The organism is Leeuwenhoekiella polynyae (assembly GCF_004104075.1).
GTDB lineage: Bacteria > Bacteroidota > Bacteroidia > Flavobacteriales > Flavobacteriaceae > Leeuwenhoekiella > Leeuwenhoekiella polynyae.
Genome location: NZ_QOVK01000003.1, coordinates 240,038 through 263,567 on the forward strand (window position 1 = coordinate 240,038; position 23,530 = coordinate 263,567).

The following is a 23,530-nucleotide window of genomic DNA, read 5'->3' on the forward strand; positions in this document are numbered from 1 at the left end:
CTACATTATGTCAAAAAAGCTTAAAATAGTAGTCGCAGGACCTATTCCCAGAGATACTATCTCCACTTACGAAAACGATATAATTATGCGTTACGGCTGTGTAACGCATCCGGTCATTGCATTATCTAAACTTTTGGATACTGAAGGAACTGTAGTACCGGTCACTAATATGCATAAAAAAGATACAGCAGGAATTACTAAAGAATTTGAAGATTTTAAAAATGTAGACTTAAGCGGTATTAACACCAAAGAAGATAGCGGTACCGTGATTCTTTTGGATTTTAAAGATCAAAACAATCGGGAAGAGAAGCAACTGGCATGTATGAATCCAATACGTCCCAAACACATTAAAAAACATCTGGACGCAGATGCCTTTGTCTTTGTGCCCATAACCGATTTTGAAATCAGTCTGAGCACTTTAAAACATATTAAAAAACACAGCAAAGGCCTTATCATATTTGATGCGCATGGTGCGACTACAGCTATGGATGTTAAAGGTCACAGACACCGAAAATTTTGGATTGATCGTGATGAATGGCTACCCTATATTGATGTCCTTAAAATGAATCTTGAAGAATCGCAGTGCATGGCTTTTGCGAATGAATACGAGCACGAGATCCCTTCAATTTATGACGAAAATGCTACAGAACATCTTGATGAACTGGCTGCTCACGTTCTCAAAAAAGGTGTGTCTTACTTCTATGTTACAATGGATTCCCGTGGATGTGTTTTATATCATGTAGAAAATAACACGATTAAAAAAGACTGGATCAGCTCAGTAAAAGTGGATAAAGTAGTTGATACAACAGGATGTGGAGACAGTTTTGCCGGTGGTCTCGCTTATGGTTTTGCTAAATACCAAGATCCAGTAAAAGCTGGACAATTTGCTAATATTCTAGGAGCAAGACGCACACAAGGAAAAACCTGGGACGTATTTAAAAATGCAGAAGAAACAGAGGCCATTAGAAAGATGAATTATAATTAATCCATTTCAGCTAACAACTCCTCAAAGTAATCAAATGCTTTAAGAAGTCTACTCCCATACCAACTAAAATACTCACCGTCCACGCAAAAGATTTTTGCACCTGTAAACTGCTGAAATTCTGAAATATGTTTTTCTGTAAACGGAAAAGGTTCTGATGATAATAGTATTAATTCAGCATCTTTTAAATCAATTCTATTGATTTCAGGGTATCTGCTTTTTTTATCCTCAAAGATGTTTTTAAACTGTAATTCCTTTAAAAGCACATTGATAAAATTAGCTCCTCCGGCAACCATCACCGGATTATTCCAAATCAAATAAGCTACCTTATTTACAGGTCTTGCCGAAACTTTTTTCTTAAAAGCGCGGCGTCTTTTTGACACTTGTTCAATGAGATTCTGAGTTGATTTTTCAATCTGAAAAACTTCCCCTAGGTCGATAAGAAATGTATAAAAATCTTCAAAAGTATTGATGTCAGACACATAAACCGGGGCTATTTCCTGACAAGATGCTACTATTTCAGGAGTATTCTCTTCTTTATTACAAAGAATAAAGTCTGGCTTTAACTGTTTGATTTTCTCTAAATGAATCGATTTTGTTCCGCCTACAATTTTCTTTTTTTCCCGAATATTTTTAGGATGCACGCAAAACTTAGTAACCCCAACAATATTGTCACTTAGCTCTAAATCTACCAGAAGTTCTGTAAGACTAGGTACCAAACAAACTATACGTGAAGGCCTCTTTTGAATGGAAATAACACGACCCAGTTGATCTCTCATAGATCAAAGCTAAAGGTTTAATTCAATTGCTTAAGGTGCACAGCCATTTGTCGCTGTAACTTTTCAGCTTCAGCAGCAGCAGCTTCGGCAAAATCCTTTTCTGCAGAAGCATATATAATTCCTCTTGAAGAGTTAATTAGCAAACCCGCAGTTTCAGTAGCTCCATACTTAAAGACGTCATCCATACTTCCACCTTGCGCACCTACTCCAGGTACGAGTAAGAATGCTTTCGGTATTATCTGGCGTATTTCAGCTAAATATTCAGCCTTTGTAGCCCCAACTACATACATAAGTCGCTCGCTGTTTTCCCAAGATTTTGAAGTTTCCAGTACTTTTTTATACAATTCGGCTGCTCCTACTTTTTGAGTTTGAAAATCAAAAGCTCCTGGATTCGAAGTCAGTGCCAGCATTATTGTAAATTTCCCTTCAAAAGCTAGAAAAGGCTCAATAGAATCTTTACCCATATATGGTGCTGTGGTTACAGAATCAAAGCCTAAATCTTCAAAAAAAGCTTTAGCATATCTGCTAGAAGTATTCCCGATATCTCCACGCTTTGCATCTGCGATCGTAAAAATATCAGGGTGATTATCATTCAGATAATTTATCGTCTTTTTTAGAGACTGCCACCCTTTTATACCATATGCTTCGTAAAAAGCTGTGTTGGGTTTATATGCAACAGTAACGTGATGTGTTGCATCTATTATCGCCTTATTGAAAGCAAAAATAGGATCTTCCTCTAGTAGCAAGTGTTGAGGTACTTTTTCTAAATCAGTATCCAGACCCACACACAGTACAGATTGCTTTTTTTTAATTTGTTCAAAAAGGATATTGGCGTCCACGTAGAAATATTTTTTTTGAAGTTTAGATCGTATCTCCTCCTTCAGCTAGTTTTTCGGTATTACTTACTAATTGCAATTCATCAATTATCCGCTGAATATCTCCATCTATAATATTTGACAAATCGTATAAGGTAAGATTGATACGGTGATCGGTAACACGTCCCTGAGGGTAATTATACGTGCGTATTTTTGCACTACGGTCACCACTTGTTACCATAGACCCACGCTTAGCAGCATCTTCTTCTTGCTTTTTGGCAAGCTCCATATCGTAAAGACGAGAGCGCAATACTTTAAACGCCTTTTCTTTATTCTTATGCTGCGATTTCTGATCCTGACATTGTGCTACAAGTCCGGTTGGTTCGTGTGTTAAACGCACCGCTGAATACGTAGTGTTTACCGACTGACCACCTGGACCAGATGAACAGAAATAATCTATACGTACATCTTTAGGATCTATTTCTACATCAAACTCTTCTGCTTCCGGAAAAACCATGACTGTTGCTGCACTGGTATGCACACGACCTTGGGTTTCGGTTTGTGGAACACGCTGAACCCGATGCACTCCTGCTTCAAAACGTAAAGTACCATAAACATCATCTCCGGTTACCTCAACTTGAATTTCTTTATAACCGCCGCTGGTTCCCTCGCTATAATCTATAGTGCTGGTTTTCCAACCTTTACTCTCGCAGTATTTCATGTACATTCTATACAGATCTCCTGCAAAAATACTCGCTTCATCACCACCAGTTCCTGCTCGTATTTCCATGACGGCGTTCTTAGCATCTTCAGGATCCTTAGGAACCAGCATAAATCTGATTTTCTCCTCAAGCGCCGGTAAAGCTTCTTTAGATTCTTCAAGCTGCAGTTTTGCCATCTCCGTCATTTCCGGATCGCTACCATCTGCGATGATCTCTTCAGCCTCATTTACTTGCTGTGTATATTGAATATATTTCTCACGCTCATCCATAAGAGCACGTAAATCTTTGTATTCTTTATTGAGCTCTACATAACGCTTCTGATCTGTTATTATATCGGGTTGAATAATAAGATCGCTTACTTCGTCAAAGCGCTGTTTTATAAAGTTTAATCGTTCTAGCATGTGAATTTTTAATTGCTTGCGAATTTACACAAAAATAAGGGTTTATTGAGCTATTTAACCCAATGTATAACATGCAGCAAAAGAAAATTCACAAATATTAATGCTAACCATAACCTACTCTTAGGTATTTTCATATTGATCCCCATCCTGCGCTATCGCAAAATTCATGAGCACTAACAAACCAGCAAAATAAAATATCCGAGTAATCAAAAAAAAACAAATAGTTTTCCAGATAAATTCCTAGATAAGCGGCAATATCAGAAATGGCAAATGAAAATACAGCAAAAGAAAAGAGCAACGCTCGCAAACTTCCCAACCGATAATAGTAATAGATAGCAAGCAGAAGTGAGAAAACAATACTTATCCCCAAAAAATAGTAATAGTAAATTAAACTACGCTCATGATCTTGTATAGCTAAAACAGACTCCAGACTATACAGCATTCCGAAACATGCTAAAACCACAAAGCCTGTAATTGCAAAAGAGGGTGTCATTAGTTTAAAACGCAAAAGATTTTTAAGCTGCCTAAAAAACAAAGAGAAGTAAGCTATACCGCCACAAATAAAAAATCCTAAGGAAATAAGACTATCTTCATAAAATATAGCTGCAATATCTCTTAACCAAAAAGCAATAAGTGCTAGCATCAATACCTTACTTTGTTTGGGAAAAGAAAACACAAAGAAGCCTATTAATAAAGTGGAACCCACAAATCTTAACATTCTCGAAATGAAAGTAGGAAAAAAGAGTACTGCCAAACAATTAACAATAACAAGACCCAATCCAATCGCAAAAAGCATTTGAAATCGTTCTAAATCTTTATTTTGAATGCCTTTCATACTGCTCTAATTTTAAAAGAAACAGAAAAGTTGGGTATCCTAAAGAACCGTAAAATTTTACAAACTAAAATCGAGAATTATTTTCTCGTAATTTCTAAGAAAATAATCGTTTAAAAAATGGTTTTTTGTGTCGTTCAAAAGGAGTCTTTAAGTATTTTGATATCTTCCTGCTCTCTACGTAATCCTTCGGTATCTATTGCAAAACTCATAAGGAATCCCAAGCTCAAAGCGTAAAAAAAACGATCTACATACCACAATTCATCAAACTCGTTATAATAAGCTAAGCACGCACTGATATCTGCTAATATGAACCCAAAGACCATAAGTGCAAAATACAGAGAGCGGTTACTGTTCAGGACAAAATTGTAATAAAAAGCACATGAAACAAGTACTATTAGCGATGATCCCAAAAAATAAAAAAGAGGAAGCTCTAATAAATCCTGCATCTGTCCCTCAACAAATCCAGATAGGATATATAATATAAGGATATTTCCTGATGTAAGCAATGCCGCAAATAGAAGAGATAATTTTTTAAAACCCGAAAGTCTAACAAAAGGAATGCGCTCTACACAGAATAAAGTATAACTCAAACCTGCAAAAAAAAAATACAGTTCTGTGCCCCAATCACTTTCAAAAAAGATGTGCGCAAAATCTCTACATACTAATAAAAACAAAGCCAAAGTGACCCATAAATTTTGGTTTTTAACCAAGTAGAAGTAAACCAATATAAATGAAAATGTTGACCCAAATCTTACAATACGCATAACGTGCAAATCGTAGAAATAAACCGAAATTAGATTTACAAGTAAGACTAGAAAAACCAGCGTAAAAATACCCTTGCCTCCATTGATGTTAAAAAACTTCAAAATCTTTTTTAAATAGATTAGCAATAATATCGACAAGATATATTTTTCCTTGTTAATTATACCTAAATGAACAAAAAACCCACAATTGAATTAAAGTGGATTTAATGAGTTATCCGGGAGAGATTCTATATATCTACTCACTCAGATTGCGATTCTCGACATTCTCTTCGAAAGAAAGCTAACAATTTTTCTTTATAGATTAGAACAAGCTTTAAAGCAATCTTAAATTAGCTCACCGTGTTGCTCATTAAAGTTGACAACGAAAATCTGTTTACAAGCAAAATACCTGATAATTAGAATTTAAAATAAAGCTAGACCTCTCAACACCAAAAAAATAAAGAAGGCTCAAACTATTCTGAAATACTTCTTCTAAGTACTCTTTAGGTTTTATTTATTCTTTTCGTGAAATTCTATGATTCGCGATACCATTCAACATTTATTTACAATCAGTAACCGGAGTGAAACTTAGATAAGTTATGTAAAAAAGTGAGAGAATAGGATCTGAGCTCATTGTAAACAATCACTTTTATTGGATTTTTTCAGACCTAAACAGGTAAGTACAGGATACTATACCCAAGTTGGGGTTTTAATATTGTGAGGATCGCCATAATAACTAAAACGTTTTACTTATATTTCAAGTAGTTTTAAACTATTCTTCCCAACTAAACGATCAGTTGATAAGTTGTATGTGATATAAACGATACTCGTTTATAGAGATGAATGACATAGAAAAAGAAAGAAATAGTGGTACTGATATAGATTCCGATTCGAGTTTCGTGTCTAAATGGAACACTAATAACTATAAGTTTGGTTTAGTGTGCAGTATAAGCTTTACGCTGAGATATGTTGCTCTTAAAGAACATGAAGTTCCTGTAGAAATCTATTTATATGCTTAAGGCGGTTACGTTTTGGTGTTGATAATAAAACTGCACAAAAACAGTGGACCAAACCATGTGTTAAATGGATTTTCGATGAAAAATGGAATAAATAGTCTCATAAAAACGTAAAAGCTAAATCATTAAATACAATGCATAAATACTTAAAATTAACCGTTTGCTTTCTTACACTCCTTTGTGTCATTGGGTGTAAAACCAAGGCTGAGGATCCTGATTCTCAAACTATTTTAAATGAAGAGGCCAATAAACCCAAGATTGTAAACATTATAAACTTTATTCGCGACATCGAACCTCGTGATGAGGCAATAACCAAAGAGGTTCTTTTTGAAACCACAAAATCTCAGGTTGAAATCATGCGCAAATACGATTTAGGCGGCACTTTTCTCTTGCAGTATGATGCCTTGATAGATGATCCCTACCAGGAACTTTTAAAAGGTTTACCTGTAGACTCTTTTGAGATTGGAGCATGGTGGGAAATCCCACAACCCCTTGTTGAAAAAGCGGGTTTGGAATGGCGAGGACGTTTCCCTTGGGATTGGCATCCTGATGTAGGCTTTTCTACGGGCTACACTCCAAAAGAAAGAGAGCAACTAGTTGATGTTTATATGGAGGATTTTAAAAAGATTTTTGGGTATTATCCAAAATCTGTGGCTTCATGGTTTATCGATGCACATACACTGAATTATATGTATGAGAAGTATGGCATTATAGCTTCTGCAAACTGTAAGGATCAATATGGTACAGACGGGTACACCCTTTGGGGTGGTTATTGGAATCAGGCGTATTATCCCAGTAAACTCAATTCGTATATGCCCGCTCAAAATGCCGAAAATCAAATCCCCGTCCCCATATTTAGGATGCTGGGCAGTGACCCTATCTACCAGTACGATACAGGGCTTGAGCACGACAGACAAGGGGTTATCTCTATGGAGCCTGTATACCCCAGATCTGGAGGAAGTGAACCATGGGTAGACTGGTACATGAAAAATTTTGTGGATGGTGAATCTATGCAGTATGCCTATGTTCAGGTAGGACAGGAAAATTCCTTTATCTGGAAAGATGTAAAACAGGGTTTCGAATACCAGATGCCACTTTTTGCCAAACTAAGGGATCAGGGGAAAATCAAGGTTGAAACACTTGCCAAAACAGGGGCCTGGTTTAAAGAAAACTTTAAAGTCACTCCAGCGACTTCTGTTACCGTAAATACGGATTATGAGGATGGAAATAAAAAGACCCTTTGGTTTAACAGTAAAAACTATCGCGTAAATCTACTTTGGGAGGACAATACGCTACGATTTAGGGATATTCATTTGTTTGATGAAAGCATTCAGTCAAGTTATCTGGAAAACAAACTAGAATCTAATCAGGCATTATTCTTTACACAGCCTTTTGTGGATGGTTACCTATGGAGCACCGCTCAAAAATTGGCTGGACTTCGGTTTAATCAGGAAAAAAATGGCAAGATCATTTCGTTAGAAGGAGAAGATCCAATCATTACAAACCCACAAGAAGGTAAATTAGAAGTCCTCTGGCCTCTTCAAGATGACAACGGAACTATCAAAATGGAAATTGATGAAGATCAAACTCAGATTACACTTGAGGGAGGAAAATCTCTAGAGTGGTTCTTAGAGTTGACTGTTGCCAAAACCGATGATCTACCATTTCAAAGTATTGAAGACGATAAAATAGAATCTTTAAGTCAGGGAAAGACCTATACTATATCTACTTTAAAAGGAAAATTTTCAAAGCCTGTAGCTGATGAAGTATTTAGAATCTATCCCGAGGATAACAGTATAAAGCTGAATTTTAAACAGTAAGTATACGCATCGTCGTTTAGCTGTTAAATAGAACTAAACAGTTTATCATTTTTAGGAGTTGCAACTTCTAAACCTAATTTTAATATAAAATAATGCCGAAAATAGATAAGTTATTCGTTGCTTTATTAATTGCCTTTCTACCCTTAACTTCTTTTTGTAAGAAGCAACCTTTAGTTTCATTACAGTGCGAATACCTGTCTAATCCTTTAGGAATAGACCTGGAAAAGCCAAGGCTTATGTGGCAAATTAATTCAAAAAAGCCGCAGCAACAACAAGCCTATAGAATCGTAGTAGCTGGTTCACTTGAAAAATTAAATACAGATTCTGCACTGGTTTGGGATTCCGGGAAGATAAAAGCTGATGATCAAATCGTATACTATGATGGTGCAGCATTAATGGCTCATAAGCGCTATTATTGGAAAGTACAAATCTGGACAACCCAGGGAAAAATAGTTTCACAACCTACCTGGTTTGAAACTGCAAAAATGACTTCCTCAGACTGGAAGGCTTCCTGGATAACAGATACTCATGAGAAAGAATTTGAGCCTTCCCCTCGTTTTAGAAAAGTATTTAATACCCAAAAACCCATTGCAGAAGCACGTTGTTACATAAGTGGTCTGGGGTATTACCAACTGTATCTGAATGGTGAAATTATAGGTAAAAGCTCATTAAATCCCGGGTTTACCGATTACAGTAAAAGAATTTTATACAATACCTATGATGTGACGGAAGCACTTCAAAAGGGAGCTAATTGTATAGCAGTACAACTAGGTAATGGTTGGTTTAATGAGCAAACGCCAACTGTTTGGAATTTTCATTTAGCCCCCTGGCGAGCACGCCCACAGTTACTCTGCGAAGTATTGATAACCTATTCAGATGGTGAACAGGAAGTAATAAAAAGTGATGTTTCCTGGAAAACCAATATAGGACCGGTACGCTTTGATAACATCCATGTGGGAACAACCTATGATGCCCTCTTAGAACAGCAAGGGTGGAATACTGTAAATTTTAAGGAGTCATGGAAAGAATCAACCCTGGCAAACGCTCCTGCTAGTTTAATAGAGAGTCAAAAAATGCCGCTTATTGCTGAAACAGACAGATATGCTCCAGTTTCGGTAATCAAAATTAATGATACGTGTTACGTATATGATATGGGAATCAATACTGCTGGTATTACAGAAGTTAGGATTAAAGGTCAAAAAGGAACCCGCGTGATGGTACGCCACGCAGAGATGCTGGACTCTAGTGGAAATATCGACCAACGAAATATCAATATGCATTTAAGACCCCGAAATGAACGTGAAATTATACAGTCTGACGTTTATATCCTAAAAGGAGAAGGAGAAGAAGTCTTTAAGCCTGATTTTACCTATCACGGTTTTCAATATGTGGAAATTACAAGCGATCATCCTATTCCACAGGAAAATATTCATCTGCAAGGAATAAAAATGCATAGCGATGTAGATGAAATAGGCAGCTTTACATCATCTAGTGAATTGCTGAACAAAATACTCGCTATTTGTAAAAATTCGTATTTAAGTAACCTCTATAGCCTGCCTACAGATTGTCCTACCCGTGAAAAAAATGGTTGGATGGCCGATGGCTTTATGGTTCAGGAAGCTGGTATGCTTAATTATGATTCCAATACTATTTATGCGAAATGGGTCAAGGATATGGTAGATGCTCAACAGGATACGGGTAATATGCCAGGTATCGTTCCTACTTCACATGAATGGAATTCCGATTGGGCAGGACCTATTTGGGATGCCGCCATTTTTATAGTTCCCATGAACCTCTATGACTACTATGAAGATAAAGAGAGTGTCAGGAATATATATGCAACTGCACAGAAGTATCTAAATTATTTGGAAACTGAAGAAAATGAGAAAGGATTGCTAAGCTCCGGACTGGGAGACTGGCTGTATTATAAAGCTGAAACTTCTACCGATTTCATGGTTACTGCATACTACTATTGGGATAATATACTAATGGCAAGAATGGCTCATATTTTAGAAAAGAATGCCGATGAAGCTAAATATCTAAAAAAAGCAGAAGACTTAAAACAAATCATCAATAATGAGTTTTTTGATGAAGGAAAAATGGCATACGCTAATGAAACCCAATTGTCTTATGCGCTGCCGCTTTATATGAATATAGTACCCAGAAAATATGAAAGTCAGTTAGCCGAGAATCTAAACAAGAAGATAACAGATAATGATTACTATCTTGATTATGGGTTTATAGGCAGTCTCATAGTTCCGGAAGTGTTATCAAATTATGGTTATGCCGAGACAGTATTTAAAATGGTGACACAGGAAAATATGCCGTCATGGGGAAATTGGGTTCTTAAAGAAGATGCGACCAGTTTATATGAAACCTGGGATATCAATCGCAATATAGGTGATGCATCACGCAATCACCCATCAATGGGAGCAATAGCAGCCTGGATGTATAAAACCTTAGCCGGAATTACCAAAGCTGAAAAGACTCCTGCTTTTAAAGAGATTCATATTCAACCCGCATTCATTCCTCAATTGGAGTTTGTTAAAGCCAGTTACAAATCGCAATATGGCCTTATTATTTCTGAGTGGAAACGCACAGGTAAAAAAATTAAGTTTAAAGTTACCATTCCGGCGAGTTGTAGTGCTAAAATTGTATTACCTAAGGAGACAAAAACAGTAAATGGAGGATCGTATACGTTTACATTAAATACAGTTGATTTGGAATGATGTGGAAGTATAGTATATAAGGCATTAAGACCTGAAACAAAATCTAAAGGTTTAGTTGTAATCCTATAGTCTTATTGGCGAAAATGACCTATTTCAACTACTTTAACGCTAACATTTCCCTTACGATTTTTTAAAAGTTTAGATGAAATTCGGTTAGTCATTAGAATGGAGTATTATGAAATCTTAAATTCACTGGTGCTCCAAGATTAGCTCGTAAATTGCAAATTGGATACTCTTTACCTTTTAACCTAATATCTAAGAAAGTTACACCACTAAAAAAGAAATTTAAATAGTATGTTCCTAATATCCTCTCTTGACAGAAAACTGCTTATAATATGTGGTTTAGCATTGATTTTCAAAAGTTACTCGCAAAAATTAAGTGAAGATCTGATTTATAATCTTAAAAATGAAGATGGGAAAGCGATAGGCAACAATGCTATTTCAAGCAACAATGCTACTCTTAATTTATCAAATGTAACTGCCCAAAATCAAAATCTAGCCTGGCAAATAACTAAAAATGCAAATGGTACCTATACCTTTATAAATCCGTTTACCGGGAAAGGTCTTGACAATGGCAATAAAGCAGATGGCTCAGGTAACAATGTAATACAATGGGATGGTGATCCCAATAATCGCAACCAGCAATGGAATTTAATACGTCAGAAAAAGAATTATTATTACCTACAACATGCTATAAGCAAAATGTATCTCGCCCAATCACCGAATGGAACAAATGCTCCCCTTATGCAACTCCCGGGCGTCAAACAAGTATGGAAAATAGAGCCTACCAAACTTAAGGCACCACCGATAAGAGGAGAAAACGAATGGGAAAATGAAACTATTTTCGCAATCAATAAAGAACCTGGGCACACGACCTATATCCCCTACCCTAGTGAAGAAAGTGCCCGCAGTGATGAAGCCTTCAACAAACCCTGGTTAGAATCAAAGTCAGTCTTTTACAAAAGCTTAAATGGCAACTGGAAGTTTAAATGGGTTAAACAACCCTCAGAACGACCTTTGAACTTTCAAAAACAAAGCGCAGATCTTACCGCTTGGGATGAGATTAAAGTTCCATCTTGCTGGGAAATGAGTGGATACGGAACGCCTATTTACACCAACATCACTTATCCCTTTAAAAATCAGCCTCCTTTTATAAAAGCTCAAGAGGGTTATACAAATGAGAAAGAGCCCAATCCCGTAGGCTCTTACAAAAGGACTTTTGACCTTCCTGAATCCTGGACCGATAATGAAATCTTTATACATTTTGATGGCGTTTATAGTGGTTTTTTCATTTGGATCAATGGAAAAAAAGTAGGCTACAGTCAGGGAGCAAACAATGTTTCAGAATTTAATATCACTCCTTACCTTAAAAAAGGAACTAACGATGTTTCGGTACAGGTATTCAGATGGACAGACGGAAGCTATCTTGAAGATCAGGATATGTTTCGCCTTAGCGGCATTCATAAAGAGGTATACCTCTATGCTACACCAAAAACACATATACGAGATTTTAAAACCACAACCCATTTTGATAATGAGCAACTTACCGATGTCCGAGTTGAAATACTTACCAAAATAATAAATGCTACAAGAAGGGACATTGACAACTACACGCTTGAAGCTAAAATTCTGGATCCTATAGGTAATGAAATTGCAGCAGAAACCCTGCTGTTAAAGAGTAAAAAAGAAAATTCAGAATCAGCAGCAGCGCTTCAAATACAAATAAGCAATCCAAAACTTTGGTCTGCAGAGCAACCTCATTTGTATAGCATCTTATTAAGCCTTAGGGACGATAAGGGACAAACACTTGAAGTTATTCCTTCCAAACTAGGTGTACGCAAAGTTGAAATAAAAGAAAATAGGGTTTTTATAAATAACGAACAGGTATTTTTTAAAGGGGTTAACCGCCATGAAACCCATCCTGAATACGGTAGGACTGTCCCACTGGAAACAATTATAAAAGACATTGTTTTGATGAAACAAAACAATATAAATACAATACGCACCAGCCACTACCCCAACCAACCCAAAACATACGCGCTTTTTGATTACTATGGCTTGTACACGATGGATGAAGCCGATATTGAAAATCACGGCAACTACACAATTGGCGATAAAAAATCTTGGCTACCGGCATATCAAGATCGGGTTACACGCATGATAGAGCGCGATAAAAATCATCCTTCGGTGATTTTCTGGTCTATGGGAAATGAAGGCGGAGGTGGTAAAAACTTTGACTCCATTGCTAACCTCACCAGAAAATTAGACGCTTCCAGACCGGTTCATTATGAAGGTCGAAATTCTTCAGCAGATATGGACTCTAATATGTATCCCAGCCTGGAATACATGGAAGAAATGGATAAGAGCAAACAGGGTAAACCTTACTTCTTGTGTGAATATGCACATGCCATGGGCAATGCCGTTGGCAACCTCTACGAATATTGGGACTATATTGAAAATAAATCAAACCGCATGATAGGCGGCTGTATCTGGGACTGGGTAGATCAGGGGATCAATAAACCCGGTGGACTTAAAGATGCCTACTATTATGGAGGGGATTTTGGTGATACACCAAATGATCGTGACTTCTGTGATAATGGCCTTATTAAACCAGACCGAAGTACCACAGCTAAATTAAAAGAAGTAAAAAAAGTATATCAATACATTAAATTTAAACCTCTTGATCTTAAAAAAGGGCTTATTGAAATTACCAACAAGTATGACTTTACCAATCTTGATGAATTCCGCATTAGATGGGAGCTTATGGCAGACGGAATAGTAAAGGAAAAAGGTGATTTACCGCCTCTTTCTTTGGCTCCAAATCAATCCACTTCACTAACTGTCCCCTTTAAATCGGAATTGGGTTCTGATAAGGAATACTTTATCAATCTCTATTTTGAGTTGAACGAAAATACAATTTGGGCTCAGGAAGGACACGAGGTTGCAAAAGAACAATTTCAGGTCACCGAGCGACAAAGCTCAGAGTTAAATTCGAGTACATCTGCAACGCTAAGCACTTCTAAGAATCAAGATGATCTAATTGTAAGTGGGAATTCTTTTACACTAAAAATAAACACCAAAACAGGAATCCTGAAGTCTTTAAAATATGCTTCTGAAGAACTTATTTATGCTGAAGAAGGACTAAAGTTAAACTGGTACCGAAGTATCAATAACGACCAGTATGCAGATTCCAAATTCTACCCAACCCAAAATAAATTGAAGTCTTTTGAATATGGACTAAGTCCAGATGCCACCAGCCTAACTATCACAAGTAATATGATCGCTCTTATTTCTAATGAAGACAAGACTGAAATTCCCTACACCGTTGCCTATACCATTTTAAGTGACGGAAAATTAAAAATCGAAGCTAGATTTGTTAGTCCGCCAAAAGATCAGGTAATTCACCGTCTAGGCCTTAAGATGCAGGTAAATCCAGAGTTTGATGAGGTTGACTGGTATGGGCGCGGACCTTTTGAAAATTATTCAGACCGTAAAACCGGGGCTTTTGTGGGTACGTACCAAAGTAATATCAGCGAGCTATCACCAGAAGGTTATTTAAAACCACAGAGTATGGGCAATAGAGAAGATATACGTTGGTTGAGTCTTAAAAATGCTGAGGGTAACGGATTTAAAATCACAACAAATGACTCGTTATCGTTTAGTGCTCTTAATTACGAAGATGCAGAGCTCTGGAAAACCAAACACAACTCAGAGCTTCCGCAAATTTTCAAAACTCAAACCTTTTTAAACCTCGATCGTATTCAGGAAGGAGTAGGTAATGCCAGTTGTGGACCTAAAACACTAGAAAAATACCGCATTGAGCCCGATACAGAATATAACTATTCACTTATACTAGAACCGCTGAAGTAAATCCTAACATTATTATTACTTGGTGACAGACAGTATAAATCCCTGAAAAATGCCTTTAGGACTTATAAATGTAGCAGCTCTCCGCCATTGCTTACAACCTCAAAAAACACCTCAAATTCACTCAAAAAAGTGTGAAAAGTGGAGCAGGGATGCTCGGCTTGTTTATGAAACTTCAGAAAGCATTCAAGAAAGCCTATAGATAGGTTTTAACGAGCTTATTTATTGCTGATTTAGCAGCTAGTCTCAAAATAAAAAAACCTTTAGAAGCGGTTTAACGGAATGTAATTTCTATTAAATTACAGGCTTGCAGCGGTTACCGGCTTGTATCAATACTAAATATATAAATATCCCTAACACTAATGGGATATCAATACTTTTTGTTACGGATATATATTGAGGTTTAGTAAGACTCGATTCAATAGAATACCATTTGATCAAAATTGACACGCATTACTTTAGGGCTTAGATCAGAACCTAGTAAGATTACAGATCTATTCACCTACTGATTGAGCACTGCCTTCCTCAACTTCTGGAAATTTACGAGCACGCAAAAGTGTAGTGCTACTACACTGCTACCACAGTGCAACCACACTTTACCACGCTTTTAGCGGTTCAATATGGTATAAAGGTAGTTTTATCTCGGTATAGTCCAGAAGCATCTTAGAACGAGGCAACCCTAAAGCAGGTATCTGAAATGTATGTATTACCTGCTAACCTCTTTCGTTATTAATTGAGATTAAAAGCTAGCGGAAGAACTGATAACATAAGAGTTTTAATTCGTGTTTCTATTCGTTTTCCTTGATACAGCAAAAGAATAGAAGGCTTATTGTATGCTATAGACTTTAATTGAGGTAGTAACCTTCTTTTTTTAAAAAGAAGGTTACGAATGGATCGGAAAAATAGAATATGAAGCTAAAAAGCAGGAATAAAACTGCTAATAGAGTAATAATACCTTTTAAAACCAGAGGAGGCGTACACCCCTAAGGCGAGGCTAAGATCACTTACTAAATGCTACGGAGCCTTTAACGACACGGCATCGACTTTTGATAAAAACATCAGCTAAAAACCGAGAAAAAACCTACAAAGCAGTTAAGTAGAATTTCTGTTCAGTAAGTAGAGATAGATAATTTATCTTCGTCAATAATTATTGAGACTAGGCTAAAAATGTATACTTATATGTATTCTTAGCAATAGCCTAAAGCTATAAATCAAGACAATAGCGCAATTGGCTTAAGAACCTAAAAATGAGGACTCCAAATAAATTAATCTTTTTGAACTGCCCTTTTGAGTCTGTATTGAAAAATATACCAACTCAAGAAGATGAAAATTAACCACCCTAAGGTGATATAAATAATAGCCGAAAGAGCTACGTGATACTTCTCAATAAGAGCTACATACATATACCCCAAGAGCATACCATATATAGCCCAATTTATAAACCTCCATGTTCCCATAATGGGTTGATTGCTTTTTTTCTTTTTAAGGCTCTTGCGTTTGTAGGTAATCCATATTCCGCTGAGAATTAGAGATGATATTCCACATCCAAAAATAAACCAGATACACTTGGTTAACAGCCCTCCCCAATACCCAAAATGTAACGGGTCTACACTATCATTAATCCACATTGCAGTACTGATTTCTGATGCTTTCTGAGCAGAAATAACAGCCTGCGTTTGAGGGTCTATATAAACCCGGTTTGCACGTTGACGTACAAGAGGTACTGTACTGTTGCCTACTATACCCAACACATCACCAGACTTTTGAGGTACATACAAATTGCCAGCAACCAATCCTGGTATTGTTTCCTCAGCCATTGCTACCGCGTTATCATAATCTATAGCATAGGTAAGATTAACAGGAGCCTCTGGCTCGTCAGTGCTGGTTATTTGAGGGGGCTTGGGATTAACCTGTTCTCCAATCCCGGCTATATTGGCACGTTCAATAAAGTACCAAATTCCGGTAATGGAAAATAAAAGGCTAAATGGGATAGACCATAAACCTACCAGTCTATGCATACTTCTAAAAAATACCAATGCTCCTTTCCCTGTTTGCAGCTCAAAGAGTTTATGCCACCATTTTTTATAAAAGCAAAGCGCGGTAATTAGTGATATAATCAACATAAACCCAAAAAACAAGACTACGAAATTTCCTATTTGAAATGGAATAAACAGGTAATAATGCAGATCCCTAAAAAAGCGCTGAATAGTCAACGCCGACTCTCCCTGAATTTCACCTGTGTATCTGTTTGCAAAGACGTAGCTCAAATTATCATCTTCAATCTTATAGATAATATCACATAAGTACCTTTCAGGGGGGCGCATCCACAATTGAATTTTGGCATCGGGATATAGTTCTCTAAAGTTGGAAACAATTAAATTTCTGGAGGCTAATTCCTTTTGTGGTGTCGCCCGCATCGTAGGGTTGAACAGCCAGTCCATCTCATGGCTTAGCGTAGCGAGCGTTCCCGAAAAGCAAACAATAAAAAAGAGAATACTTAAGCGGATACCAATCCAGCTATGAATATTAAAAAAAAGCTTTTTAGTTAATTTCATATATTAGAACGTATAGCCCACACTGAGTAAATAATTCCGGGGCGTTCCGGGATATAAACGCGTATAACTATAGCCACCTACCCAATGGGTTTTATCAAAAATATTATTGACTAAAAAGCGGATATTGAATTTATCTACTTTATACGAAACACCTGCATCTGCTACCACGTATGAAGGAAGCTGTAAAGTAGCCTCCCTTGTGTTTCGCTTACCAACAAAATTGCTACCTAAGGTAATACCGATACCTTTTAAGTTTTTTCCGGTAAAGGTGTATTTCCCAAAAATACCCCCCTGGTGTAGCGGTGCATTTTCTTTACGCATCCCTATCTCTTCCGGGTTATCACTTTCAGTTATCCTTGCATCGTTATAGGCATAGTTTGCAGTAAGGCTCAGGTTAGGTAAAATACGACCGTTAATATCCAGTTCGATTCCTTTTGATTGTTCCTGACCCCTCTGTATTAGTAAATCGGGGTTGATCGCGTCATTAGCATTCACAAGGATATTGTTATTTTCTATAAAATAGACCGCAAGATTTGCTGCTAAGCGCTTATTAAAAAACTCCCCTTTTGCTCCGGTTTCAACCATATAGGCGGTAACTGGATCAAAGGGACCTCCCGCTTGTGGATTATTTAATGCAGCTACACCCTGAGGCTGAAAGCTCTCGGTATAGGTTCCATACAGATTAATAGCAGGAGTTGCTTCATAGACCAGACCAACACGGGGCAGGAATTTATGCTGGGTGGTAGTTTCTTCATCAGGCTGATCAAAATTGGATATATCATTATAGTATTCCTGTCTTCCCCCTAACAAAAGCTGAAATTTATTCCACTTAATCTGGTCCTGAATATAGATCCCATAAGAATAATATTTAGTAGGGTCTGAAGGGGAATTAATAAATATATAATCACTTAATCGAGCTACATTGTAGGTCGGGTTTTGCAAATCAAAATGCGGAACATTAGGCACAGGGTTCCCATTTTCATCTCTTAAAAAGTTAGCAAAATCAGCTGCGCTCGAAGATGCACCGCCACCTTGTAATAAATAGCCTCTAGCAAAAGACTGCGCATTTCCTACGGGCTGTTTTTGTTCGTTATAATCAAATCCGGCAACCAGTTTGTGTTCTAAGGCTCCGGTAGCTGCTTTATAAACAAAGTAGGAAGATAAGTTGTCAGCTATAGTCTGTCCCTTTCGGGTTATCACTTGCATTCCCATCAAAGTTGGAATCGGATCTCCATTGGCATCTAAAGCGAATTGATTAGAGGTACGATGTTCCTCCAAATCTTCTTGAGCGACGTATTTTATATACGAAGCATTAAAAGAAAGATTATCTGTAAACTGATGGTTTAAAGAAAGTGTAGAATAGACTACATCTGTTTTATGAAAATCACTGGTTTGACCAATTGCAAAAGAAACCGGTGTTGAATAGATATCACTTCCTGAAGTAGCTCCAAAAATAGGTTGTCCCCGATCTAACTTACCGTCAAATTTTGTAATGACCAGATCAAAGTTGATACGGGTTTTTTCCGTAGGTAAGAAGGAAATAGAAGGTGCAATTACATAAGACTTTTTCTCTTGAAGATTTCTAAAGGAGTCTGAGTTTTCATAAGCTAGATTGAGTCGATAAAGCAATGTTTTCTTCTCATTGATAGGCCCTGTAAAATCTGCTGTAGTACGCAGAGTATTATAACTACCCAGCGTGAAGTTTATCGCTTTGCGATCTTGTGCAAGTGGTTTTTTAGTAACCCGGTTCATCACACCTCCGGGAATAGAGTTTCCGAACATAGCAGAAGCAGGTCCTTTAATCACTTCAACCCGTTCAATATTGGCTAAAAGAGGCTCCGGACCAAATAAACCAACAACGCGCAATCCGTTAATATAGGTTTCACCAGAACGAAATCCTCTAAAGGTAAAATCGTCGTAATACGAATACATATTGACCCCACTGACGTTTTTGATGATATCATTAACGCGGTATGCCTGCTGATCAGCAAAAACTTCCTTGGTGACATAACTTACTGCCTGTGGAATATCTTTTATGGCTGTAGCCGTTTTGGTAGCAGCAAAAGTCAGGTTGTTTTTATAAGATTTCTCGCTTCTTCCGGTTATTTCAACTTCCTGTAACTGCTCGCTTGAAGGAGTCAAGGTGAAATTAATTTTTAATTCTTGTTGCTCATTTATGGATACTTTCTTTTGCTGAGGTTCAAAACCTAAAAAACTCACTTTAAGAATGTATTCCCCAGGGGAAACCTTTGAAAAACTGTAATTACCATCGTAATCCACAGTAGTTCCTAAATTTTCAGATAGCATAACATTTGCTCCGAAAAGAGGAACTCCGTCCGGATCAACTACTTTACCGCGCAGCATAGTAGCTTGAGCTGACACTAAGGTTATGTTGAATAGTACTAATAGATATAAAAATGTATAAGTCTTCATTAGTTGTTAATTTGAAGCTGCAAACATAAATACTTTTATTTAGACTTAATACAAATAACGTGTTTAATTATTGAATAAATTTTTAAAATTGCCTGTATCTAAGTCAGCGTAATCCCTTTATAATAGGATAGAGTTCAAAATATTTGAATGTCTCACTTTTACTATATTGGAGTGTTTTGGTGAAATTATTGTAATAAGAAAAGTATAAAAACAGTGAAACCCCCTGTAAAACAGGAGGTTTCTTTCTAAAGTAGTGACCCCGGAGGGAAGCTGTATCTTTATTAAAAGCCTAGAACATTAAGTCTCTAAGCGGTTTTCAATTCTCGCGCTCGTAGAATTGCTACCCTATATTTTGATGCTATTTGACTGACATTCATTACAAATATAAAACTCTTGACAATTCTTTTAAAGGATACAGGTAATATTTTTAAAACTAATAAATTTTAACACCGATTATTATTTATTCTGTAGACTGCTTTTTAGTTTTAAAAAGAATAAATTATTTTAAATAAAAAAACATTATTTAAAATTGTTATTAAGTGTTCTTATTTTCACACAATGTGAAAATAATGATGAAATTCAGGGTTTTTCTAATTATGAAAATGTTACTGATGAACTTAATACAGAATTCAATTTAGAGAATTTCAATAATGATTATATCAAAAAAAATTTAGAAGTTAATTGGTCCGAGTCGATTATCCTTAAAGAAGACAGTATAAATATAAACTACCTTTATCAGACAAATATATTTTCTAATTTACATGCTCCAAAAACTGATTTCAGAATTTTTTACACATATAACATTCTAGAAATTAAAGATAAGAAAGACTTAACTTCTACTTTTAAAATTGTAAAGCTTTTGACAGATGGATACTCCACTACAACTAGAAAAGACCTTAATTTAAAAAAATTAAATAACTTCTCAGGTACCGTCATATCATATAATCTAAAAGGGGAAACCCTTAGTCTTAAAGGATACAAAAATGGCATACTCAAATCTGAATTAAAGGATTCTCCATATTCCAATACCCAAACTAAAAACGTGCCCCCTCTGGCCGAAGGATGTTATCTGACTCAGCGAATTGAATTATACAAAGATTATTACAGACCTCTTTTAGGAGGGACAATTGCAGGTAGACCAAGTGAATGGCAGTACACCCATACCACTTACGAAGGGTCCAATTATCAACAATTCTGGGTAAGTGATTGTTACTCATCTGGCAATTATCCTTCTCTCCATGAACATAGAAACACTAGTTCCGGTGGCCACGGTGGCTCAAATCCTGGTAATTTAAATAATAATGCAAATTGTAGTGATGAAATAATATTTGACCCAGAAAGAACTTCTACATTCCTTAATAACGATAAAGTTAATTGCACATATGAACGTTTATTAGATACTAATACTCTAGGAACAATACTTACAGATTTTTTTGGAGATGATGCTCAATATAACTTGACTTTTGATATTGTTTCTGATCTACCTTGTTCTAACACAGATGCAGTTGGTTGTACTTATGGAAACTCTAACTCTCCAAACATTAATATTGATATTGATTTAGAATATATAAATAACAATAAAACAGCAACAATTTTGATAGCACAAACCTTAATTCATGAGGCAATACATGCAAATCTCTATGCAGCTGTTAAAAAGTACAATAACGGCCAAGAACCTTTAGACTCTAGTTTTGAGGCTCTATATGAAAGTTACCGTACTATGAATAATTGGCAACACGAATATATGGCAGACCATTATACGTCAATTATAGCTCAAGCTTTACGTGAGGTTCATGGTTCTTTAAATGACCAACAATTATTTGACTGGTATAATGATAACTCAGAATGGAGTTGGGATAATTTTTATGAAACCTTATCTTATATTGGATTGCAGAACACAATTAATGGATCAATATATTATGCAGCTAATGAGTCAGAAATCAGCTTTTATCAAAATGGAGCCGAAACATTTTCAACTAAAAGCCCTAATTGTGATGAATAAATTCATATCAGCTTTTATAATATTTTATGCTGCCACTACTTTTGCTCAAACAAAAGATACTATTTATATAAAAATAAATAAAAAATTTGAAGAAGTAGATATTATAGATTTTACCGATAAAGTACAAGCTGGATCACCCAAGGAGAAATTAAATAAATCTGTAACCTATAGCATTGAGCAAATGGAAAAAGATAGTTGGTCTGACACTAAGTTTAATTTTACCCACGCAAATTATTCATCAAAAGCATATGAAAATTTCGGAGGTAAAGCTCCTCTCATACTTAAAAAGCCAAAATCTTATTTATGTGACAAGAAAGAACTTGACATCAATTTTTTTAGAACCACTCCCTATCTGCAAATTTGTAAAACATTTGAGGCAGAAAATAGTCACCAGCAAGATGTTATTATTTTTATGATAGATGAAGATGAGATTAAAAATGATTCAATCATATTGCGTGAAGTGACTTTTTCTAGACCTACTAAACAATAAATTCAAAAAAACTTTTTAGAGACTACGGCAATGTGAGCCTTCTATTTTTAATTGGATTTTATCAAACGGTATTCTAAAAACGTAGATGAGGTTAAGTACACTTTAAGCATTCCATCAGATTCTCTATGTCCAACCTGAAGGCTTAATGACATTCCCCCGGCCAATCTAAACGATTCCAATTCTTGAAGTTGAATAAGCGTATTATGAGCATCCCAAAGCAAAGCAGAAACTGTATTTATGTAAAGTTTTATACATTATATTATCAGGTTATATCTTTTTATATTTTCTTCAAAAGAAGGTAAATGACTCGTTTTGATGGATTGAACAATCTTTGAAATAGTCTGTTTACCATAGAATTTGATAAGCTCCTCAATTTCCAGCTGATTACCCCGTTCCAAAACCCGCTTAATAACAGCGCGTTTATTTCTATACCAATCAATTTTATCCAATTTGGTATCCCAAAAAAGAACCTTTCTGAAATGCTTTAAATTCGGAGTTTGCATAGGTTTTAATTCTAAAGCCTGCTGCACATCATAACTGGACTGTAATACCACTTTGGTCTTGAACTTGGATGTGAATTTTTTTCGTGTCATAATACAGTAAATTTAAAGTTATTTTGGAACTTAACTTACTGTCATGTTTTTTGGGGGATGCTCATTTATTGTTTTTATGTTTTTCGACTTTTTTAAATATTCACGATAATCATATTTATGAACCCTTCAATAATGCTGCATTCGGAAAATGAAATATTAAGTCAGCAGAATCAAGCGAACGTAATCCCTTTTTCTGGGATCGGGTTCAAGACTTTTGAATGAACCGCTTTTTCCGTAATGGAGCCTTTCGCGGAATTCAGGGGAATGGGGTGAATGAGACCACTTAAAATAAATATAACTAATTGATTTTCTAAACATAAGAATCCTTAATTTTAAGATTAAGACTAAGTTTATTTAAAATTTTTATCAATCCTTAAAAATAAAAGATGGGAAAATTTGAAATTAAAAAAAGATCAAATGATGAATTTCAATTCAATTTGAAAGCTACAAATGGTCAAGTAATTTTAACTAGTGAAGGGTATTCTTCCAAATCTGGATGCTTAAATGGTGTTGATTCTGTAAAAACTAATGCGCCTTATGATAGCAGATACGAAAGGAAAATATCTGCTAATGGAAAGCACTTCTTTAATTTAAAATCTACTAATGGTCAAGTAATTGGGACTAGTGAGATGTACGAGAATAATTCAGGTAGAGAAAATGGCATTGAATCTGTAAAGAGTAATGCTCCAAATGCTTCGATTGAAGATCAAACTTAAATGATTAGCCCAACTTCAAATGAAGTTGGGCT

General features: G+C 36.0%; 15 protein-coding genes. 7 read left to right on the plus strand and 8 right to left on the minus strand.

The window, feature by feature from the left end:
- The first annotated feature begins 7 nt into the window (after window positions 1-7).
- Window positions 8-985 carry a carbohydrate kinase family protein gene (locus DSM02_RS06285; protein WP_128764813.1) on the plus strand — a complete coding sequence of 326 codons (978 nt, stop codon included), beginning with the start codon at window positions 8-10 and terminating at the stop codon, window positions 983-985.
- On the opposite strand, the gene DSM02_RS06290 is transcribed toward DSM02_RS06285, so the two are convergent.
- From DSM02_RS06290 to DSM02_RS06310, 5 genes are all read right to left on the minus strand, one after another.
- Window positions 982-1,761 (minus strand): ABC transporter substrate-binding protein, encoded by a 780-nt coding sequence (locus DSM02_RS06290; protein WP_128764814.1) that lies wholly within the window; start codon window positions 1,759-1,761, stop codon window positions 982-984. The two genes, DSM02_RS06285 and DSM02_RS06290, sit on opposite strands and share 4 nt — an antisense overlap.
- A gap of 17 nt (window positions 1,762-1,778) precedes the next feature.
- Window positions 1,779-2,600, minus strand: a complete 822-nt coding sequence (gene pyrF / locus DSM02_RS06295) for an orotidine-5'-phosphate decarboxylase (RefSeq protein ID WP_128764815.1) — start codon at window positions 2,598-2,600, stop codon at window positions 1,779-1,781.
- 22 nt (window positions 2,601-2,622) lie between these two features.
- On the minus strand, window positions 2,623-3,699 hold the full coding sequence (gene prfA / locus DSM02_RS06300) for a peptide chain release factor 1 (RefSeq protein WP_128761389.1): 1,077 nt from the start codon (window positions 3,697-3,699) through the stop codon (window positions 2,623-2,625).
- Window positions 3,700-3,829: 130 nt separating this feature from the next.
- A complete protein-coding gene (locus DSM02_RS06305; protein WP_128764816.1) occupies window positions 3,830-4,534 on the minus strand; it encodes a hypothetical protein in 705 nt (234 codons plus the stop codon).
- A 134-nt stretch (window positions 4,535-4,668) separates the two neighbouring features.
- Window positions 4,669-5,400 carry a hypothetical protein gene (locus DSM02_RS06310; RefSeq protein ID WP_128764817.1) on the minus strand — a complete coding sequence of 244 codons (732 nt, stop codon included), beginning with the start codon at window positions 5,398-5,400 and terminating at the stop codon, window positions 4,669-4,671.
- A 1,027-nt stretch (window positions 5,401-6,427) separates the two neighbouring features.
- Between DSM02_RS06310 and DSM02_RS06315 the strand changes: the two genes are divergently transcribed.
- The 3 genes from DSM02_RS06315 to DSM02_RS06325 all read left to right on the plus strand — a co-directional run bounded on the left by DSM02_RS06315 (window position 6,428) and on the right by DSM02_RS06325 (window position 14,712).
- Window positions 6,428-8,113 carry a hypothetical protein gene (locus tag DSM02_RS06315; protein WP_128764818.1) on the plus strand — a complete coding sequence of 562 codons (1,686 nt, stop codon included), beginning with the start codon at window positions 6,428-6,430 and terminating at the stop codon, window positions 8,111-8,113.
- Window positions 8,114-8,205: 92 nt separating this feature from the next.
- Entirely contained in the window at window positions 8,206-10,842 is a 2,637-nt protein-coding gene (locus DSM02_RS06320; RefSeq protein WP_449405352.1) for an alpha-L-rhamnosidase, read from the plus strand.
- Window positions 10,843-11,136: 294 nt separating this feature from the next.
- Window positions 11,137-14,712 carry a glycoside hydrolase family 2 TIM barrel-domain containing protein gene (locus DSM02_RS06325; RefSeq protein WP_240673992.1) on the plus strand — a complete coding sequence of 1,192 codons (3,576 nt, stop codon included), beginning with the start codon at window positions 11,137-11,139 and terminating at the stop codon, window positions 14,710-14,712.
- A 1,262-nt stretch (window positions 14,713-15,974) separates the two neighbouring features.
- On the opposite strand, the gene DSM02_RS06330 is transcribed toward DSM02_RS06325, so the two are convergent.
- Complete coding sequence (locus tag DSM02_RS06330) at window positions 15,975-17,264, minus strand: PepSY-associated TM helix domain-containing protein (RefSeq protein ID WP_128764820.1); 1,290 nt, start codon at window positions 17,262-17,264, stop codon at window positions 15,975-15,977.
- 3 nt (window positions 17,265-17,267) lie between these two features.
- A complete protein-coding gene (locus tag DSM02_RS06335) occupies window positions 17,268-19,697 on the minus strand; it encodes a TonB-dependent receptor (protein ID WP_128764821.1) in 2,430 nt (809 codons plus the stop codon).
- Window positions 19,698-20,226: 529 nt separating this feature from the next.
- Between DSM02_RS06335 and DSM02_RS06340 the strand changes: the two genes are divergently transcribed.
- Together DSM02_RS06340 and DSM02_RS06345 are read left to right on the plus strand one after the other, a co-directional pair.
- Window positions 20,227-21,699 carry a hypothetical protein gene (locus DSM02_RS06340; RefSeq protein ID WP_128764822.1) on the plus strand — a complete coding sequence of 491 codons (1,473 nt, stop codon included), beginning with the start codon at window positions 20,227-20,229 and terminating at the stop codon, window positions 21,697-21,699.
- Window positions 21,692-22,189 (plus strand): hypothetical protein, encoded by a 498-nt coding sequence (locus DSM02_RS06345; RefSeq protein WP_128764823.1) that lies wholly within the window; start codon window positions 21,692-21,694, stop codon window positions 22,187-22,189. The genes DSM02_RS06340 and DSM02_RS06345 overlap by 8 nt, the downstream gene beginning before the upstream one ends.
- A 254-nt stretch (window positions 22,190-22,443) precedes the next feature.
- Here the strand turns inward: DSM02_RS06345 and DSM02_RS06350 are convergent, their stop codons facing one another.
- Window positions 22,444-22,782, minus strand: a complete 339-nt coding sequence (locus DSM02_RS06350) for a DUF6922 domain-containing protein (RefSeq protein WP_128764824.1) — start codon at window positions 22,780-22,782, stop codon at window positions 22,444-22,446.
- 386 nt (window positions 22,783-23,168) lie between these two features.
- Between DSM02_RS06350 and DSM02_RS06355 the strand changes: the two genes are divergently transcribed.
- A complete protein-coding gene (locus DSM02_RS06355) occupies window positions 23,169-23,498 on the plus strand; it encodes a YegP family protein (protein ID WP_128764825.1) in 330 nt (109 codons plus the stop codon).
- The last annotated feature ends 32 nt before the right edge of the window (window positions 23,499-23,530 follow it).

What these genes read in the sequence shown, in the direction of transcription:
- DSM02_RS06330 (WP_128764820.1), bottom strand. Translation starts at nt 17,264, where the DNA reads ATGAAATTAACTAAAAAGCTTTTTTTTAATATTCATAGCTGGATTGGT.
- DSM02_RS06335 (WP_128764821.1), bottom strand. Translation starts at nt 19,697, where the DNA reads ATGAAGACTTATACATTTTTATATCTATTAGTACTATTCAACATAACC.
- DSM02_RS06315 (WP_128764818.1), top strand. Translation starts at nt 6,428, where the DNA reads ATGCATAAATACTTAAAATTAACCGTTTGCTTTCTTACACTCCTTTGT.
- DSM02_RS06355 (WP_128764825.1), top strand. Translation starts at nt 23,169, where the DNA reads ATGGGAAAATTTGAAATTAAAAAAAGATCAAATGATGAATTTCAATTC.
- DSM02_RS06350 (WP_128764824.1), bottom strand. Translation starts at nt 22,782, where the DNA reads ATGACACGAAAAAAATTCACATCCAAGTTCAAGACCAAAGTGGTATTA.
- prfA (WP_128761389.1), bottom strand. Translation starts at nt 3,699, where the DNA reads ATGCTAGAACGATTAAACTTTATAAAACAGCGCTTTGACGAAGTAAGC.
- DSM02_RS06305 (WP_128764816.1), bottom strand. Translation starts at nt 4,534, where the DNA reads ATGAAAGGCATTCAAAATAAAGATTTAGAACGATTTCAAATGCTTTTT.
- DSM02_RS06290 (WP_128764814.1), bottom strand. Translation starts at nt 1,761, where the DNA reads ATGAGAGATCAACTGGGTCGTGTTATTTCCATTCAAAAGAGGCCTTCA.
- DSM02_RS06320 (WP_449405352.1), top strand. Translation starts at nt 8,206, where the DNA reads ATGCCGAAAATAGATAAGTTATTCGTTGCTTTATTAATTGCCTTTCTA.
- DSM02_RS06325 (WP_240673992.1), top strand. Translation starts at nt 11,137, where the DNA reads ATGTTCCTAATATCCTCTCTTGACAGAAAACTGCTTATAATATGTGGT.
- DSM02_RS06285 (WP_128764813.1), top strand. Translation starts at nt 8, where the DNA reads ATGTCAAAAAAGCTTAAAATAGTAGTCGCAGGACCTATTCCCAGAGAT.
- DSM02_RS06345 (WP_128764823.1), top strand. Translation starts at nt 21,692, where the DNA reads ATGAATAAATTCATATCAGCTTTTATAATATTTTATGCTGCCACTACT.